This window comes from Micromonospora sp. BRA006-A, from assembly GCF_033433935.1.
In the GTDB taxonomy this organism is placed as follows: Bacteria; Actinomycetota; Actinomycetes; order Mycobacteriales; family Micromonosporaceae; genus Micromonospora; species Micromonospora aurantiaca.
The window spans coordinates 956,324-971,631 of record NZ_JANCLW010000001.1; the positions used below are offsets into that span (position 1 = coordinate 956,324).

Below are 15,308 nucleotides of genomic sequence, written 5' to 3' on the forward strand. Positions count from 1 at the left end.
CTGAGAATCTCCTCAGCCGCGGTCGGCGCGGGCGCGTGGCGGCTCGGCCGGGGCGGTGGCGACGTACTCCCGCATCACCTCGCTGACCTCGCGCAGGAACGCCGTGGTGGCCTCGGCCTGCTCGGGGGTGAGCCGGGCGACCGCCCGGTCGACGCCGACGAGCATCGGGCGCAGCGCCTCCAGCACCTCGCCGACGGCGCTCTCTGTGACCTGGAGGCTGAGCCGGCGCCTGTCGTGCGGGTGCGGGGTCCGGGCGACGTGACCGGCCTGCACGAGCCGGTCGACAAGCGTGGTCGCCGAGGCGGACCGGATGCCGAGCCGGTTGCCCAGCTCGACCGGGCCCAGCGGCTCCGGGCTGGAGACGAGGTGGTCGATCGCCGCCGCGTCGGTCGCGTTCAGGCCCAGGCGGCGGGCCAGCGCGGCCCGGGTGTCACCGGCCAGTCGCAGCACGTCGCGCAGCGCGCGGGACGCCTCGCTGCTCGGCGGCGCGACCCGCGCGGGCTCTCCGGTTGACGGCACCCCCTCCACGGGTTAAAGCTAGCATCTCAGGTAGCTAGAGAATCTAGCTAAAGGGGGAGGGCGCCATGCGCGGCGACGGGCGCGGACGCTGGTTCGGGCTGCTGGCCATCAGCCTCGGCGTAGCGATGATCATCGTGGACGCCACGATCGTGAACGTCGCGGTGCCGCAGATCATCCGGGATCTCGACATCACGTCCACCGACGCGCAGTGGGTCCAGGAGGCGTACACCCTGGTCTTCGCCGCGTTGCTGCTGGTCGCCGGCCGCTTCGCCGACCGGTCCGGGCGGCGGCGGATGTTCCTCGTCGGCGTCACCGTGTTCGTGGTCGCCAGCGTGCTCGCGGCGCTCGCCGGCTCCGGCGAGACGCTGATCGCCTCCCGCGTGCTCCAGGGCGTCGGCGGGGCGATGATGCTGCCCACCTCGCTCTCCCTGCTCAACGCCAACTTCACCGGCCGGGAGAAGGGCATCGCGTTCGCCGTCTGGGGCTCCACCATCGGTGGCGCGGCGGCGCTCGGGCCGCTGCTCGGCGGCTGGCTCACCACCACGTACTCCTGGCGGTGGGCCTTCGGCATCAACGTCCCGGTCGGCCTGGCCGTGATCGTGGCGACGCTCGTCCTCGTGTCGGAGTCCCGCGACGAGCGGGCCGAACGCGGCCTGGACCTGCTCGGTGCGCTGCTCTCGGTGATCGGCATGACCGGCGTGGTCTTCGCGCTGATCGAGGGCCGCACCTACGGCTGGTGGGAGCGGGAGCGGCCGTTCAGCCTGTTCGGGCTGGACTGGACCGCCTCGATCTCGCCGGTGCCGGTGGCCGCGCTGGTCGGCCTCGTCGCACTCGGGATCTTCCTGGCCCAGCAGGTACGCCGCAACCGGGCGGGCCGTCCCGCACTGCTCGACCTGTCGCTGTTCGGCATCGGCTCGTTCCGCAACGGCATCCTGGCCGCCGCGATCGTCAGCCTCGGTGAGTTCGGCCTGCTGTTCGCACTGCCGCTGTGGTTCCAGAACGTGCTCGGCTACAGCGCCTTCCGCACCGGCCTGGCGCTGCTGCCGCTGGCCGTCGGCAGCTTCCTGGCCAGCGGCATCGGCGCGCCGCTGACCCAGCGCTGGGGCGCGGCCCGGGTGGTTCAGCTCGGCGTCGCCGCCGAGCTGGTCGGCGTGGCCGGGCTCGGCTTCGTGGTCGCGCCGGACACCAGCTGGTGGGCGCCGCTGGGCTTCCTGTTCGTGTACGGCGTCGGCGTCGGCCTGGCCACCGCCCAGCTCACCGGCGTCTCCCTGTCGCAGGTGCCGGTACGCCGCAGCGGTCAGGGCTCGGGCCTGCAGAGCACCGCCCGGCAGGTCGGCTCCGCGCTCGGCATCGCGGTGCTCGGCACCGTCCTCTTCGCCGGCCTCGGCGGGATCCTCGGCGACCGCCTGGCCGACCAGCCCGGACTCACCCCGGCCCAGCGGGACCAGGTGGTGAGCGCGGTCAAGGAGAGCGCCGGCGCGGCGATCGGCGGGCTGGAGGCGGACCCGCGTACCGCGCCGATCGCCGAGGAGGCGAAGGCGGCGTTCTCCGAGGCCACCCGGTACGCGGCCTTCGCGGGCGCCGGATTCCTGCTGATCGGCCTGGTCGCCTGCCTGCGCCTGCCGGCGGTGCGCCCCGAGGAGACCGGGGACAGCCCGCCCGCCGAGGCGGAGCCGGCCCGGGCCTGAGCCGCACCGGGGCGGCCCCGGCCGGCTGCGGCCCGCCGGGCTCATCCGCCGAGGGCCACCGCCAGCGCGGCGGCCACGAAGACGACCTGGAGCACGGTACGGACGCCGAGCGGCGTCACCGGGCGCCCGGCGAGCGTGAGCCGTCGCCGTGCGGCCGACACGTTGGCCGGGAACATGGCGAGCATCAGCAGTGCCAGCCCGGCGGCCGCCGGACGCGCGGTGGCCGGGAACAGCAGGGCGAGCGCCCCGGCGAGTTCCAGTACGCCGGTGACGGTGACCAGCAGGCCCGGCCGGGGCAGCGCCGGCGGGACCATCGCGATGAGGTCGGCGCGGCGGGACGCGAAGTGGGCCACGCCGGTCAGCACGAACATCAGCGCCAGCCCCACCCGCAGCGCGGGATGCCACCCGTCCAGGGCGTCCACGCCGAGCAGGCCGGCGATCCGGGCCAGCGCGGTGCCGGCGAGGAGTGCGATCAGGGGTGCCATTGTCGATCCTTCCGACGAATATCTTGTCGCTGACAAGATTGCGTCGGCAGGTGCCATCTTGTCAATGACAAGTTAGGGTGACGGCATGGCCTCGTACCACCACGGCGACCTCCGCCGCGTCCTGCTGAGCACCGCCGCCGAGGCGATCGCCGAGTCCGGACCGGCCGCGCTGAGCCTGCGTGAGCTGGCCCGGCGCGCCGGGGTCTCGCACGCCGCGCCGGCGCACCACTTCGGCGACAAGGCCGGACTGCTCACCGCGTTCGCCACCCAGGGCTTCGACCTGCTCGCCGACGCGTTGCGGCAGGCCGGGGACGACCTGCTCGACACCGGCGTGGCCTACGTCGGGTTCGCGGTGCGGCACCGGGCGCACTTCGACGTCATGTTCCGGCCCGAGCTGTACCGGGCCGACGACCCGGAACTGGTCGCCGCACGCGCCCGCTCCGGCGACGTGCTGCGCGAGGGCGTGGCCCGGCGCACCGGGCGGGAGCCGGACGCCGACGCGCTCGCCGCCTGGTCGATCGTGCACGGCTTCGCCACGCTCTGGCTCGCCGGCGCGCTGCCGTCACGGGTGGGCGACGACCCGGAGGCCGCCGCCCGTACCGTGATCAGGCGGTTGTTCGACTGAGCCGGCCGGACGTCACCAGCTCGTCGGCAGCGGCATCCCCTCGGTGTACCCGGCGGCGCTCTGCACACCGACGAGCGCCCGCTCGTGGAACTCCTCCAGGCTGCGCGCGCCCGCGTACGTGAACGCGCTGCGTACGCCCGAGATGATCTCGTCGATCAGGTCCTCGACGCCGGGCCGGTTCGGGTCCAGATACATCCGGGCCGAGGAGATGCCCTCCTCGAAGATCGCCTTGCGGGCTCTGTCGAACGCGCTGTCCTCGGCCGTCCGGGCGCTCACCGCACGCGACGACGCCATCCCGAAGCTCTCCTTGTAGCGCCGCCCGTCGGCGTCGGTGTAGAGGTCGCCGGGGGACTCGTAGGTGCCGGCGAACCAGGAGCCGATCATCACATTCGAGGCCCCGGCCGCGAGCGCCAGCGCCACGTCCCGCGGATGGCGGACGCCGCCGTCGGCCCAGACGTGCCGCCCCAGCGAGCGGGCCGCCGCCGCACAGTCGAGCACTGCGGAGAACTGCGGGCGCCCCACGCCGGTCATCATCCGGGTGGTGCACATCGCGCCCGGCCCGACGCCGACCTTCACGATGTCCGCGCCCGCGTCGACAAGGTCGCGTACGCCGTCCGCAGTCACCACGTTCCCGGCCGCCACCGGCACCGGCGGGTCCAGCCGGCGGACCGCCCGCAGCGCCTGGAGCATCCGCTCCTGGTGCCCGTGCGCGGTGTCCACGACGAGCGTGTCCACCCCGGCCTCCAGCAGCGCGGCGGCCTTGCCGGTGACGTCACCGTTGATGCCCACGGCGGCGGCGACGCGCAGCCGCCCCCGGTCGTCGGTGGCCGGCTTGTACAGCGTGGCACGCAGCGCGCCCTGCCGGGTCAGCACCCCGACCAGGCGGCCGTCGTCGTCCACCACAGGCGCGAGCCGCCGCCGGCCCGCCGACAGCCTGTCGAATCCGGTACGCGGGTCCGCGTCCGCCCCGACGGTGTGCAGCTCGGTCGACATCACGTGCCGGAGCTGGGCGAAGCGGTCCACGCCGACGGTGTCCGCCTCGGTCACCACGCCCATCGGCCGGCCGTCCGCGTCGACCACGATCACCGCGCCGTGCGAGCGCTTCGGCAGCAGGTGGATGGCGTCGCCGACCGTGTCGGTCGGGCCGAGCGTGATCGCCGTGTCGTGCACCAGGTGCCGCTGCTTGACCCAGCCGACCACGTTGGCGACGACCTCGATCGGGATGTCCTGCGGGATCACCGCCACCGCGCCGCGCCGGGCCACTGTCTCGGCCATCCGCCGGCCGGCGACGGCCGTCATGTTCGCCACCACGAGCGGGATCGTGGTGCCGGTCCCGTCGGTCGTGGCCAGGTCGACGTCGAGCCGGGAGCCCACCTCGGACCGGTTGGGCGCCATGAAGACGTCGTTGTAGGTCAGGTCGTGCGCGGGGACCGCGCCGTGAAGGAACCGCACCCGGCCATCATTCCCGCCCGGCGGCGCTCCCGCCCCCTGTGGTGGCTCAGACCACCCGTGCCCCGCGCTGTTAAGAAGGGGCCCCTTCTCTACCTCAGGCGTTAAGAAGGGGCCCTTCCTTACACCTCAGGCGATGGTGCAGATCGCGGCGCCGGACGTGATCACCGCGCCGACCTCGGCGGCGAGCCCGCTCACCGTGCCGCCCTTGTGCGCGTGCAGCGGCTGCTCCATCTTCATCGCCTCCAGCACCACGACCAGGTCGCCCTCGGCCACCTCGTCGCCGTCCGCCACGGCGATCTTCACGATCGTGCCCTGCATCGGGGAGGTGAGCGTGTCCCCGCTGACCGCGGCGCCCGCCTTGCCCCCGCCACCCCGGCGGGCCGGCTTCTTCGCGGTGGGCGCGGCTGCCGCCGTACCCGCGCCGAGCCCGGCGGGGAGGACGACCTCCAGCCGCTTGCCACCCACCTCGACCACGACGGTCTCGCGCTCGGCGGGCTCGTCGGCGGCGCCGGCGGTGGCGGTGAAGGCCGGTACGGTGTTGTCCCACTCGGTCTCGATCCACCGGGTGTGCACGGTGAACGGATCGGAGCTGAAGGCCTCGTCGCGGATCACCAGGCGGTGGAAGGGCAGCGCTGTCGCCATGCCCTCGACCACCATCTCGTCGAGCGCCCGGCGGGCCCGCTCCAGCGCCTCGGTACGCGTCTCGCCGACGATGATCACCTTGGCGAGCAGCGAGTCGAAGTTGCCGCCGATCACGTCGCCGGCCGAGATGCCGGTGTCCACCCGCACGCCCGGCCCCGACGGCAGGCGCAGCGCGGTGACGGTGCCCGGGGCGGGCAGGAAGTTGCGGCCCGGGTCCTCGCCGTTGATCCGGAACTCGATGGCGTGCCCGCGCGGCGTCGGGTCCTCGGTGAAGCGCAGCTTCTCGCCGTCGGCGATGCGGAACTGCTCGCGGACCAGGTCGATGCCGGCGGTCTCCTCGGTGACCGGGTGCTCGACCTGGAGCCGGGTGTTGACCTCCAGGAAGGAGATCGTGCCGTCCGCGCCGACCAGGTATTCCACGGTGCCGGCGCCGTGGTAGCCGGCCTCCCGGCAGATGGCCTTGGCGCTGTCGTGGATCTGGGCCCGCTGGGCGTCGGTGAGGAACGGCGCGGGGGCCTCCTCGACCAGCTTCTGGTGCCGGCGCTGCAACGAGCAGTCCCGGGTGCCCACCACGATCACGTTGCCGTGCTGGTCGGCCAGCACCTGCGCCTCGACGTGGCGCGGCTTGTCCAGGTAGCGCTCGACGAAGCACTCGCCCCGGCCGAACGCGGCGACCGCCTCGCGGGTGGCCGACTCGAACAGGTGCGGGATCTCCTCCATGGTGCGGGCGACCTTGAGGCCGCGCCCGCCACCGCCGAAGGCGGCCTTGATGGCGACCGGCAGGCCGTGGTCGACGGCGAACGCCATCACCTCGTCGGCGTTCGCGACCGGGTCCGGGGTGCCGGGCACCAGCGGCGCGCCCGCGCGCTGCGCGATGTGCCGGGCGGTCACCTTGTCGCCGAGGTCGCGGATCGCCTGCGGGGTGGGGCCGATCCAGGTCAGCCCGGCGTCGATGACGGCTTGGGCGAAGTCGGCGTTCTCGGAGAGGAAGCCGTAGCCGGGGTGCACCGCGTCGGCGCCGGAGCGGGCCGCCACGTCGATCAGCTTGTCGATGCGCAGGTAGCTGTCGGCTGCGGTGTCACCGCCGAGTGCGTACGCCTCGTCGGCGAGCGTGGCGTGCAGGGCGTCCCGGTCGGAGTCCGCGTAGACGGCGACGCTGGCCAGCCCGGCGTCGCGGCAGGCGCGGATGACGCGGACGGCGATCTCGCCGCGGTTGGCGATGAGAACCTTGCGCACCTTGTGGCTCCTCCCGGGAGGTCGTTGCCGGGAGTTTAGCGGCCGAGCTGCGGGGCCTAACGATCGCTCAGTGTGGGATGCGGCACTGTAGTCAAACTTGGTTATTACGCTTGTCCCGTGTCGGCGACGCGGATGATGATTCTCGGCCTGGTCAGGTGGATGCAGCCGGTGCACGGCTACGACGTGCGCCGCGAGCTGCTGAGCTGGAGTGCGGACAAGTGGGCGAACGTGCAACCGGGTTCGATCTACCACGCGCTGCGCAAGCTCACCGACGAAGGGCTGCTGCGGACCGTCTCGGTCGAGCAGGTGGGCGCCCGTCCGGCGCGCACCACGTACGAGGTGACGCCGAAGGGAGAGGACGAGTTCGAGACGCTGCTGCGGGCGCAGTGGTGGCAGGTCCAGGAGACACCCGATCCGTTCGTCGCGGCGTTCTCCTTCCTGCCGGCGATGCCCCGCGACGAGGCCGCGGCGGCGCTGCGCAACCGGGCGAACCTGCTCCGGGCCGGGGTGGAGTCGATGCGGGCCTCGCTCGACTCGGACTGGGTACGCACCCGCAAGCCGGTGCACGTCGGGTGGATGTTCGAGCTGTGGCTGGCCCGCGCCGAGGCGGAGACGGCCTGGTGCGAGCGGATCGCGGAGCGGATCGAGTCGGGAGTCTCGTACCTGCCCGATGGGATGGAACGGGCCGAGGGCTGGTCGGGCTGGTCCGACGGGTCTCGATGACACGACATAATCAACGTTGACCAAAAGAGCTATATCGCGTTAGCCTCGGCGGGAATCGCGGGGGATTCGTGCGTCCTCGCGGACGAACGGCGGCCGGTCAGGTCCGCCCGGACGACCAGGAGCAGAAATGATCGAGACCAGGGGGTTGCGGAAGTCGTACCGCTCCCGCGCGGGTCGCGAGACGAAGACAGTGGACGCGGTCCGCGGCGTCGACCTCGACGTCGCAGCGGGGGAGATCTTCGGCTTCCTCGGGCCCAACGGCGCGGGAAAGACCACCACGCTGCGGATGCTCGCCACGCTCATCGAGCCGGACGGCGGCGACGCCACAGTGGCCGGGGCCGACCTGCGCAAGGATCCGGCCGAGGTGCGCCGCCGGATCGGGTACGTGGCCCAGGGCGGCAGCACCTGGGACGAGTCGAGCGCCCGCGAGGAGCTGGTGCTCCAGGCCCGCCTCTACGGCATCGGCAAGGCCGAGGCGCACCGTCGCGCCGAGCGCGCGCTCGAAGCCTTCCAGCTCACCGAGTACGCCGACCGCAAGTGCAAGACCTACTCCGGCGGCCAGCGCCGGCGCGTCGAGATCGCGCTCGGCATCATCCACGAGCCGAAGATCGTCTTCCTGGACGAGCCGACCACCGGCCTCGACCCGCAGAGCCGCGCACACATGTGGGACGAGATCCGGCGGCTGCGTACCGAGGGGATGACCGTCTTCATCACCACGCACTACCTGGACGAGGCGGACGCGCTCTGCGACCGCATCGCGATCATGGACCACGGCGAGGTGGTCGCCGAGGGCACACCGGCCGAGCTGAAGCGGGAGATCTCCGGCGAGGTGGTGATCGTCGGCCTGGACGCCCCGAGCACCCCGCGCGCCGCCGAGCTTCTCGACACCGAGGCGTACGTGAGCAAGCTGGAGACCGTCGACGAGGGCGGCCTGCGCCTCTACGTCGACGAGGGCGCCACCGCCATCCCGCAGGTGCTGCGCCGGCTCGACCACGCCGGGCTGGACCTGCGCTCGATCGAGCTGCACCGCCCCAGCCTCGACGACGTCTTCCTCACCAAGACCGGCCGCTCGCTGCGCGAGTCCTGACCACCGGAGAAGCTGTCATGAAACTCGCCCGCGACACCTGGCTGATCTTCCAGCGCCAGACGCAACTGCTGCTGCGCAACCCGGTATGGATCTTCGTCGGCGTCTTCCAGCCGGTGATGTACCTGCTCCTGTTCGCCCCGCTGCTCAAGCCCGCGCTGAACGCACCCACCCAGGCCGCCGCGTACAAGATCTTCGTACCCGGCCTGCTCGTGCTTCTGGCCATCTTCGGCGGCCTGTTCCAGGGCTTCGGCCTGATCGCCGAGCTGCGCGCCGGCGTGATCGAGCGCTCCCGGGTGACCCCGGTCAGCCGGCTCGCCCTGCTGCTCGGCCGCTCGCTGCGCGACGTCGTCTCGCTGATCGCGCAGGCGATCATCATCACGCTGCTGGCGCTCGCATTCGACCTGCGCGTGTTCATCGGCAACCTGCTCCTGGCGTACCTGATGCTCGCCCTCATCGCGCTGATGACCTCGGCCGTCTCCTACGGCATCGCGCTCAAGGTCAAGAGCGAGGACGCGCTCGCCCCGCTGATGAACACCGTCGCGCAGCCGGTGCTGCTGCTCTCCGGCATCCTGCTGCCGCTCACCTTCGCCCCCGGCTGGCTCCAAGGCGTGGCCAAGTGGAACCCGTTCTCCTGGGCGGTCGAGGGCACCCGCGCGCTGTTCAACGGCGACCTCGGCAACGACCGGGTCTGGCAGGGCCTCGGCATCATCGCGGTGCTCGCCGCCGCAGGCGTGTTCTGGGCCGCCCGCCAGTTCGCCCGCAGCGTCCGCTGAGCAGGGGAGACCTACCTCTCAGCAGGGGCGGGGCACCGGCCGGGCGCGCGTAGCGTGGGCCGGTGCCCCGCCTCACCCGTGACCGGATCACCTGGCTGACCTACGCCCAGCTCGGTCTGTGGGGCTTCTTCCTCTACGGGTTCGGCCCGGTCGTACCCCTGCTCCGCGACGAACAGGGCACCAGCGCCGCCGTCGCCGGCCTGCACAGCACCGGCATCGCGGTGGGCGCGCTCGCCGGCGGCGCGCTGTTCGCCCCGGTCGCCCGCCGCCTCGGCCGTGGCCCGGCCATCTGGCTCGGCCTCGCCGGCGTCGCCGCCGGCGTGACCGCGCTCGGCCTGCTCCGCCCGCTGCCGGCCACGCTCGCCGCCGTCGCGGTCATCGCCACCTTCGGCATGATGGTGGTCAGCGGCGTGAGCGTGGTGCTCACCGCCCGGCACGGCCCCACCGCCCCGGCCGCGCTCACCGAGGCCAACGCGGCCTGCGCCGGCATGGGCATCCTGGCGCCGCTGACCATCGGCGCCACCGTCGACGCCGGCCTCGGCTGGCGACCGCTGATGGCCGTCGAGGTCGGGCTGATCGCGATTGTCGCGCTGGCCGCCCTGACCTTCCGGGTACGCGGGCCGAAACGCGCCACCGCTGACGCGGCTGCCGGCACACCCGTCCCCGTGGCCGCCGCCACCCGGGTGCCCGCCGTCCCCGCTTCCGGGGTGCCCGAAGCCGTCGTGCCCGCTCCGGTCGTGCCCGCTTCGGCCGTTCCCGCCTCCGGGGAGCCTGTCTCCTCCGGCTCCGGTGCGGCGGGGCGGTTGCCGCGTGCGTACTGGATCGCCTGGGTCCTGATGTCCGTCACCGGGTCGATCGAGGTGTGCCTGTCGCTGTGGACCGCCGACGTGCTGCGGACCCACGCCGGGCTGAGCGCGGGCGGGGCGTCGGCGGCGGTCGCCGCGATCGTCTGCGGCATGTTCGCCGGCCGGATCGCCGGTGGCCGGGCCGCGTTGCGCTGGGCGCCGGTACCGCTGCTGCTCGGCGCGCTCACTGTCTCGACGGCCGGGTTCGCGCTGTTCTGGGGCAGTACGGTCGGCTGGCTCGCGGTCATCGGGCTGGTCGTGCTCGGGCTCGGCAACGCGCTGCACTACCCGTTGGCCATCTCGATCGCGCTCGCAGTCGCCGGTCCGGCCGCCGACAAGGCGGCGGGCTGGTCCGCGTACTCGATGGGTGTGGGTTTCGGGATCGCGCCCGTGGCACTCGGGTGGGTGGCCGACGGCGTCGGCCCGCACCCGGCGTTCCTGCTGCTGCCCGCGTTCATCGCGGTGGCGGTGCTGCTGACGGTGCGGCTGGGACGTGCCCTGCCCGCGCCGGTCCGCACGGCTTGATCGACTCGATGTCGGCGAGGTGGCGGTATCCGGTGCTCAGGGATCCCGCCACTTCGGGGAGGTTGTGTTCGGCCGGCTAGAGCACCCGGGCGAGCGTGACGCCGTCGGCGATCGGCAGCATGACCGCCTCGACGCGGACGTCCGCGATGACCGCGTCGTTGAACGCGGCGATGGCCCGGTCGTCGGCGTTGCGCGGGGCGAGCACCCGGCCGTCGCGCAGCGTGTTGTCGACGGCGATCACCGCGCCGGGCCGCATGCGGGGCACCAGCTCGTCCCAGTAGATCGGGTAGCCGACCTTGTCCGCGTCGATGAACGCGAAGTCCAGGTAACGCTCGCGGGGCAGTTCGCGCAGCGTCTCGGCGGCCGGGCCGATGCGCAGCTCGATGCGGTCTTGCACACCGGCGCGCTGCCAGTAGCGCCGGGCCACGCCCGTGTACTCCTCGGAGATGTCGAAGCAGGTCAGCCGGCCGCCCTCGGCCAGCCCTCGCGCGATCGCCAGCGAGGAGAGGCCGGTGAACGTGCCGACCTCGACCGCCTGCCGTACGCCGAGCAGCCGGGTCAGGAACGTCAGGAACGCGGCCTGTTCGGGCGCGACCTGCATGACCGCCTCGGCGGGCAGGGCCGCCCGGGTCTCCTCGGCCAGCTCCTGGACGATCTCGTCCGGGGCGGACCCGTGGGCCACCAGGTAGGCGTGCAGTTCCGGGGTGAGCGGCAGCGGCTTCGTGGTCATGTCCGGACGTTAGCCGAGATGCTCGATCTCCTGGCCCCCGGGCGCGACCTTCGTCCACAGGTCGACGATGCTCAGCTCCACCTCGGCGAGCAGCCGGCGCAGCAACGGCAGGGACAACCCCACCACCGTGCCCGGATCACCCTCGATCCCGGTCAGGAACGCCCCGCCCAGCCCGTCGATGGTGAACGCCCCCGCCACGGCCAGCGGCTCGCCCGTCGCCACGTACGCGGCGATCTCGTCGTCGCTGATGTCCGCGAAGTGCACAGTGGTCGAGGCGACGGCCTCTGCGCGGGACTCATGGGTCACGTCGATCAGGCAGTGCCCGGTGTGCAGGACGCCGCTGCGCCCACGCATCCGCTGCCACCGCCGGGTGGCGTCCGCCGCGTCATCGGGCTTGCCGAGGATCTCACCGTCGAAGGCGAGCACCGAGTCACAGCCGAGCACCAGCGTGCGCTCGTCCGGCGAGGGCCGCAGCCGATCGCGTACCGCCTGCGTCTTCAGCCGGGCCAGCTCCAGGCACAGCTCCTCGGCCCGATCGCTCACCACCTGCGACTCGTCCACGCCGCTGACCAGCACGTCCGGCTCGATCCCGGCGGCCTGGAGCAACTTGCGTCGGGCGGGGGACTGCGAGGCGAGCACGAGGCGCACCGGTACGGAGGTCGACACCCCGCCGACGCTACCGGCTGACCCTCGGCGGCGGGTCGTCGGCACGACGGCGGCGCCGCCAGAACAGGTAGCCGCCGCCCGCCGCCACCAGCACACCGAGGGTGGCGAGCCCGCGTACGGTCGCGCTGCCGTCGTCGCCCTTGTCGGGTGCTGCCTCCGCCGACGCGGGTGGCGTTACGTTGGAGGACTCGAAGCCGAGCGGCGGTACGTCGGCGGTGAGCGCGGCGACCAGGTCGATGACGCCGTAGCCGTACTGATCGTCGCGACCGGGTGGTCCCTTGTCGACGGCGGTGGCGGTCAGGCGGTGGGCGACTTCCTGGGCGGGCAGGTTGGGGTACTTGGAGCGGATGAGAGCAGCAGCCCCGGCAACGATCGCAGTCGCATCGGATGTGCCGGTGCCGACTCGATAGCCCTTGTTGAGCCCGGTGCTGTAGATGTCGACGGCCGGCGCTACGACATCAATTTCCGGCCCGGTGACTGAAATGTCAGCATGGTTCCCCTGTCGATCAATTCCGCCGACGGCGATCACGCCTGGCTCGCGAGCCGGATACTCCACTATTGATGAACTTGTGGTATTTCCTGCCGACGCTACGACCACGATATCCGCTTGTTGTGCAAGCTTGATTGCCTTCTGGACTTGAGTGTCTGCCGGGGCTGCGGCTGAGATGCTTATAACGTCTGCGCCTGCTGAAATCGCAAATTCAATCCCGCTGACCAAGTCGGCTACGTCGCCCTCTGAGTTCCTGATCTTCGCCCGTATGGGCAGAACCTTAGCCTCTGGGGCGATGCCGGCAACGCCTCCACCGGTTGGCCCGCCATTGGCAACGATGAGGCCGGCCATCGCTGTGCCGTGGCCATCTGAATCTCTTTGGCCGTTGGGTGAATGGCTCGTCGTCAGATCTACTCCGTCAAGAAGGTTTCGTTGGAGGTCGGGGTGGGGTGCGACCCCTGTATCCACGACGGCAATCACCGCCCCAGAGCCTTTGGAGAGTGAGTTCGCCTCTGCCGTCCGCATATAAGATAGGTGCCATTGCGGCTTCGGCAGGCCGGCTGCAGCGGGAGGGAAATGCATTGTCGCTTCGACTGGGGCGGATGTAGGTAATGCGACGCCGACAAGCGCCGAATATGCCAATAATCGGCTTAGTGTGTGCTTCACCTGCCGAGTCCGATGGCGGGTCCGGGATCAATCGGCCCTTCATCCTCTGGCGGAATAACGATAGGCGGTACTCCCTTCTTCGTGACCCATGGGTGGTCTGGGTTCCATGAAGGTTCGTGATCGTCGTTCTGGTGCGTTCCGGATGTACGAGGGCTGCCGCCAGTGCGAGTAGGACCAAAACCAGGGGCGCCGCCAAGGGGAGGGGCGCCGTGAAACCCCTCCGGGTTGGAGAGCCTTCCCGAGCCCGGGCGCGATCCAGCGGCGCCAGTCGGTGCTGTTCCGGCTCCGCCGCCGCCGATGACACCGCCGACCGGGTTAATCCGACGCTGTGGCATCGATGAGGCAGACTGGCCCGTGCCCGGAACTCCGCCGATCAGCCCGCCTGGGTAGTTCGTGGGTGGTGACATCGTCCGGTGGATGCCCTCTCGGTTATTCGCGACCGTCTTCCCCGAGGGCGAGGACTCCCTGACTTGAGGAGGCTGAGGTGTACGGGGCGTTGAGCCCAGCGATCCTGGGATCAGAGGTGGGCCGCCCAGCCCGGGATGGGGTGGGGTAGTACCGGGCGTGAGGGCCGGAGCCAGAGCAGAACCCTGCGGAGTCGGCGCGATGCCAGTATGTGCTCCCCCGAGCACTGGGCCGATCACCGAGGACGCTGGCGTGGTGGGGTTGAGTTTGTACGCATCCGGTCGTGGCGCTGCGTCGCTTCTGACTGACGTCACAAGCGGAGTAGGGATTACGGGCGGTATGGAGGGAATTGATGGTGCCTCGTTAGACAGGGTTGCCCCATCATCGCGGCCAGGCCATTTTTTCGGTGCTGGTGGGCGCTGGAGCATGACCTGGGCGTGCTGGAGTTCGCCGCTCAATCCCGTCATCAACCCGCGCGCCCGTACGTTCAACTGCTCCAGGTCGTCGTCCGTCACCGGGGGCCGCTCCGGCAACCGGCTGCCCGCCACCGCCTTCGGGTCGGCGATCGTTGCCTCGTACGCCTGCTTCTGCCGCAGCTTCTTCGCGTACTCCTCGTGCAGTGGTTGCAGCTCGGCCCGCGCGCTGCCGATGGCGCGGGCGGCGGCCGCCAGCGCGTCGTAGTTCGCGGCGGCGGCGTCGTGGGTGCGCTGCACGCGCTCGATGAGCTGGTCGAGTTCGGCGATGTACGACCGCGCGGCGGCGTTGGTCTCCGGCGGCCACGCCTCGGCCAGCCCGCGCCGGTATTCCCGCAGGCGGCTCAGGTGGGCCAGCGCGAGGTCGCAGACCTTGCGCCAACCGGCGACCTGCTTCCACTGGCCGGCGGTGTCCTGGTCCTGCACGCACGCCCACATGCTGAGGACGTCCATCAGCCGCCAGTCGGTCAGCCCGGAGGTGCGTCCGCTGCCCCGTTCGATCACGGCAGGATCACCCGGCTCTGTTCGGGGGCGGTGGGGTCGGCCAGTGGCGGCATCGGGCGGGCGACGGTGGCGGAAGGGCCCGCGAGCGCCCGCTCCACGTCGGCCACTCGGGCGGAGGAGAACGCGTCGGCGTCGCCGTAGCGGGCGGCGATCCGCCCGGCGGCGTCGGCGAGCCGGCCGGTCGCCGGTGCGAGATCCCACACGGCACTCACCGCTGCGGTCTGGGTGTCGTGGTGGGCCTGGAGGAACTGGACCAGCTCGATGAAGGCGTCCGCCGGATTGGGCACCGGGGCCTTCATGTCGTCGGCGATGTAGGACAGGTGCGGCGAGTAGTTGCGCGTCACCTCGTCCTGGAGGCGGTCGGCGAACTCCCGCATCTGTCGGATGTCGGCCTCGATGCCGCCGTAGCCGCGCAGCCAGCCGGCTGGCTGGTTGTCCTCCGGGATCATCGGAGCCTCCTGCCCGTCACCACACGGTTTCCCTGAGTGAGGTTAATGGCTCGACGCTGATCCCGGCAGCCCCGCCCCGCCGCCGCGAGTGGGAGGTGAGGTCAGCGGGGGAGGCCGGAGGCCCGCCAGGCGCCGGGGCCCGCGACGGGCCCGGCCAGGGCGGGGCGTGCGCTGCGCGCCCACTGCGACACGGGGGCCGGCGCGGTGGCCTGGGCCGGGCGGGTGCGCACCACGATCGCGCCGACCAGAGCGGCCAGCTCCTCGGCGGTGGGCACGCCACGGACGATCCGGAACAGCGGCTCCTCGGCAGACATGACCCAAGGGT

At 71.9% G+C, this 15,308-nt stretch carries 16 protein-coding genes; 6 read left to right on the plus strand and 10 right to left on the minus strand.

Going from position 1 to position 15,308, the window contains the following annotated elements; translation table 11 throughout:
* Window positions 1-12 precede the first annotated feature (12 nt).
* Window positions 13-528, minus strand: a complete 516-nt coding sequence (locus NMK34_RS04765; protein WP_318332363.1) for a MarR family winged helix-turn-helix transcriptional regulator — start codon at window positions 526-528, stop codon at window positions 13-15.
* Window positions 529-584: 56 nt separating this feature from the next.
* On the opposite strand from NMK34_RS04765, the gene NMK34_RS04770 reads away from it, so the two are divergent.
* Window positions 585-2,207, plus strand: a complete 1,623-nt coding sequence (locus NMK34_RS04770) for a DHA2 family efflux MFS transporter permease subunit (RefSeq protein WP_318332364.1) — start codon at window positions 585-587, stop codon at window positions 2,205-2,207.
* 41 nt (window positions 2,208-2,248) lie between these two features.
* Here the strand turns inward: NMK34_RS04770 and NMK34_RS04775 are convergent, their stop codons facing one another.
* The gene (locus tag NMK34_RS04775) at window positions 2,249-2,692 is read right to left on the minus strand and encodes a DoxX family membrane protein (protein ID WP_318332365.1); all 444 of its coding nucleotides are present in this window, start codon (window positions 2,690-2,692) and stop codon (window positions 2,249-2,251) included.
* An 85-nt stretch (window positions 2,693-2,777) separates the two neighbouring features.
* Between NMK34_RS04775 and NMK34_RS04780 the strand changes: the two genes are divergently transcribed.
* Complete coding sequence (locus NMK34_RS04780) at window positions 2,778-3,317, plus strand: TetR/AcrR family transcriptional regulator (protein WP_318332366.1); 540 nt, start codon at window positions 2,778-2,780, stop codon at window positions 3,315-3,317.
* A gap of 12 nt (window positions 3,318-3,329) precedes the next feature.
* On the opposite strand, the gene NMK34_RS04785 is transcribed toward NMK34_RS04780, so the two are convergent.
* Window positions 3,330-4,769, minus strand: a complete 1,440-nt coding sequence (locus tag NMK34_RS04785) for a GuaB1 family IMP dehydrogenase-related protein (RefSeq protein WP_318332367.1) — start codon at window positions 4,767-4,769, stop codon at window positions 3,330-3,332.
* Window positions 4,770-4,895: 126 nt separating this feature from the next.
* Entirely contained in the window at window positions 4,896-6,647 is a 1,752-nt protein-coding gene (locus NMK34_RS04790) for an acetyl/propionyl/methylcrotonyl-CoA carboxylase subunit alpha (RefSeq protein WP_318332368.1), read from the minus strand.
* Window positions 6,648-6,779: 132 nt separating this feature from the next.
* On the opposite strand from NMK34_RS04790, the gene NMK34_RS04795 reads away from it, so the two are divergent.
* The 4 genes from NMK34_RS04795 (at window position 6,780) to NMK34_RS04810 (ending at window position 10,600) form a co-directional block, all read left to right on the plus strand.
* Window positions 6,780-7,370, plus strand: a complete 591-nt coding sequence (locus tag NMK34_RS04795; RefSeq protein ID WP_318336272.1) for a PadR family transcriptional regulator — start codon at window positions 6,780-6,782, stop codon at window positions 7,368-7,370.
* 127 nt (window positions 7,371-7,497) lie between these two features.
* Window positions 7,498-8,457, plus strand: coding sequence for an ATP-binding cassette domain-containing protein (locus tag NMK34_RS04800; RefSeq protein ID WP_318332369.1), 960 nt, complete (start codon window positions 7,498-7,500; stop codon window positions 8,455-8,457).
* A gap of 17 nt (window positions 8,458-8,474) precedes the next feature.
* Window positions 8,475-9,230, plus strand: a complete 756-nt coding sequence (locus NMK34_RS04805; protein WP_013284036.1) for an ABC transporter permease — start codon at window positions 8,475-8,477, stop codon at window positions 9,228-9,230.
* Between the two features lie 62 nt (window positions 9,231-9,292).
* Complete coding sequence (locus NMK34_RS04810; protein ID WP_318332370.1) at window positions 9,293-10,600, plus strand: MFS transporter; 1,308 nt, start codon at window positions 9,293-9,295, stop codon at window positions 10,598-10,600.
* 76 nt (window positions 10,601-10,676) lie between these two features.
* Here NMK34_RS04810 and NMK34_RS04815 read toward each other — a convergent pair whose 3' ends face one another.
* The 6 genes from NMK34_RS04815 to NMK34_RS04840 form a co-directional block, all read right to left on the minus strand.
* Complete coding sequence (locus tag NMK34_RS04815) at window positions 10,677-11,330, minus strand: O-methyltransferase (protein ID WP_091330207.1); 654 nt, start codon at window positions 11,328-11,330, stop codon at window positions 10,677-10,679.
* 9 nt (window positions 11,331-11,339) lie between these two features.
* Window positions 11,340-11,996: a Maf family protein gene (locus tag NMK34_RS04820; RefSeq protein WP_318332371.1), complete on the minus strand. Its 657-nt coding sequence runs from the start codon at window positions 11,994-11,996 to the stop codon at window positions 11,340-11,342.
* A 10-nt stretch (window positions 11,997-12,006) separates the two neighbouring features.
* On the minus strand, window positions 12,007-13,011 hold the full coding sequence (locus NMK34_RS04825; RefSeq protein WP_318332372.1) for a S8 family serine peptidase: 1,005 nt from the start codon (window positions 13,009-13,011) through the stop codon (window positions 12,007-12,009).
* 137 nt (window positions 13,012-13,148) lie between these two features.
* On the minus strand, window positions 13,149-14,534 hold the full coding sequence (locus NMK34_RS04830; protein WP_318332373.1) for a hypothetical protein: 1,386 nt from the start codon (window positions 14,532-14,534) through the stop codon (window positions 13,149-13,151).
* Window positions 14,531-14,983: a hypothetical protein gene (locus tag NMK34_RS04835; RefSeq protein ID WP_121684324.1), complete on the minus strand. Its 453-nt coding sequence runs from the start codon at window positions 14,981-14,983 to the stop codon at window positions 14,531-14,533. The genes NMK34_RS04830 and NMK34_RS04835 overlap by 4 nt, the downstream gene beginning before the upstream one ends.
* Window positions 14,984-15,084: 101 nt before the next feature.
* The gene (locus NMK34_RS04840; protein ID WP_318332374.1) at window positions 15,085-15,297 is read right to left on the minus strand and encodes an acyl-CoA carboxylase subunit epsilon; all 213 of its coding nucleotides are present in this window, start codon (window positions 15,295-15,297) and stop codon (window positions 15,085-15,087) included.
* Between the last annotated feature and the right edge of the window lie 11 nt (window positions 15,298-15,308).

Excerpts from the sequence above, each read along its gene's own strand:
- NMK34_RS04770 (WP_318332364.1), top strand. The coding sequence starts at position 585 with ATGCGCGGCGACGGGCGCGGACGCTGGTTCGGGCTGCTGGCCATCAGC.
- NMK34_RS04825 (WP_318332372.1), bottom strand. The coding sequence starts at position 13,011 with ATGCGGACGGCAGAGGCGAACTCACTCTCCAAAGGCTCTGGGGCGGTG.
- NMK34_RS04835 (WP_121684324.1), bottom strand. The coding sequence starts at position 14,983 with ATGATCCCGGAGGACAACCAGCCAGCCGGCTGGCTGCGCGGCTACGGC.
- NMK34_RS04815 (WP_091330207.1), bottom strand. The coding sequence starts at position 11,330 with ATGACCACGAAGCCGCTGCCGCTCACCCCGGAACTGCACGCCTACCTG.
- NMK34_RS04775 (WP_318332365.1), bottom strand. The coding sequence starts at position 2,692 with ATGGCACCCCTGATCGCACTCCTCGCCGGCACCGCGCTGGCCCGGATC.
- NMK34_RS04840 (WP_318332374.1), bottom strand. The coding sequence starts at position 15,297 with ATGTCTGCCGAGGAGCCGCTGTTCCGGATCGTCCGTGGCGTGCCCACC.
- NMK34_RS04800 (WP_318332369.1), top strand. The coding sequence starts at position 7,498 with ATGATCGAGACCAGGGGGTTGCGGAAGTCGTACCGCTCCCGCGCGGGT.
- NMK34_RS04795 (WP_318336272.1), top strand. The coding sequence starts at position 6,780 with ATGATGATTCTCGGCCTGGTCAGGTGGATGCAGCCGGTGCACGGCTAC.
- NMK34_RS04805 (WP_013284036.1), top strand. The coding sequence starts at position 8,475 with ATGAAACTCGCCCGCGACACCTGGCTGATCTTCCAGCGCCAGACGCAA.
- NMK34_RS04780 (WP_318332366.1), top strand. The coding sequence starts at position 2,778 with ATGGCCTCGTACCACCACGGCGACCTCCGCCGCGTCCTGCTGAGCACC.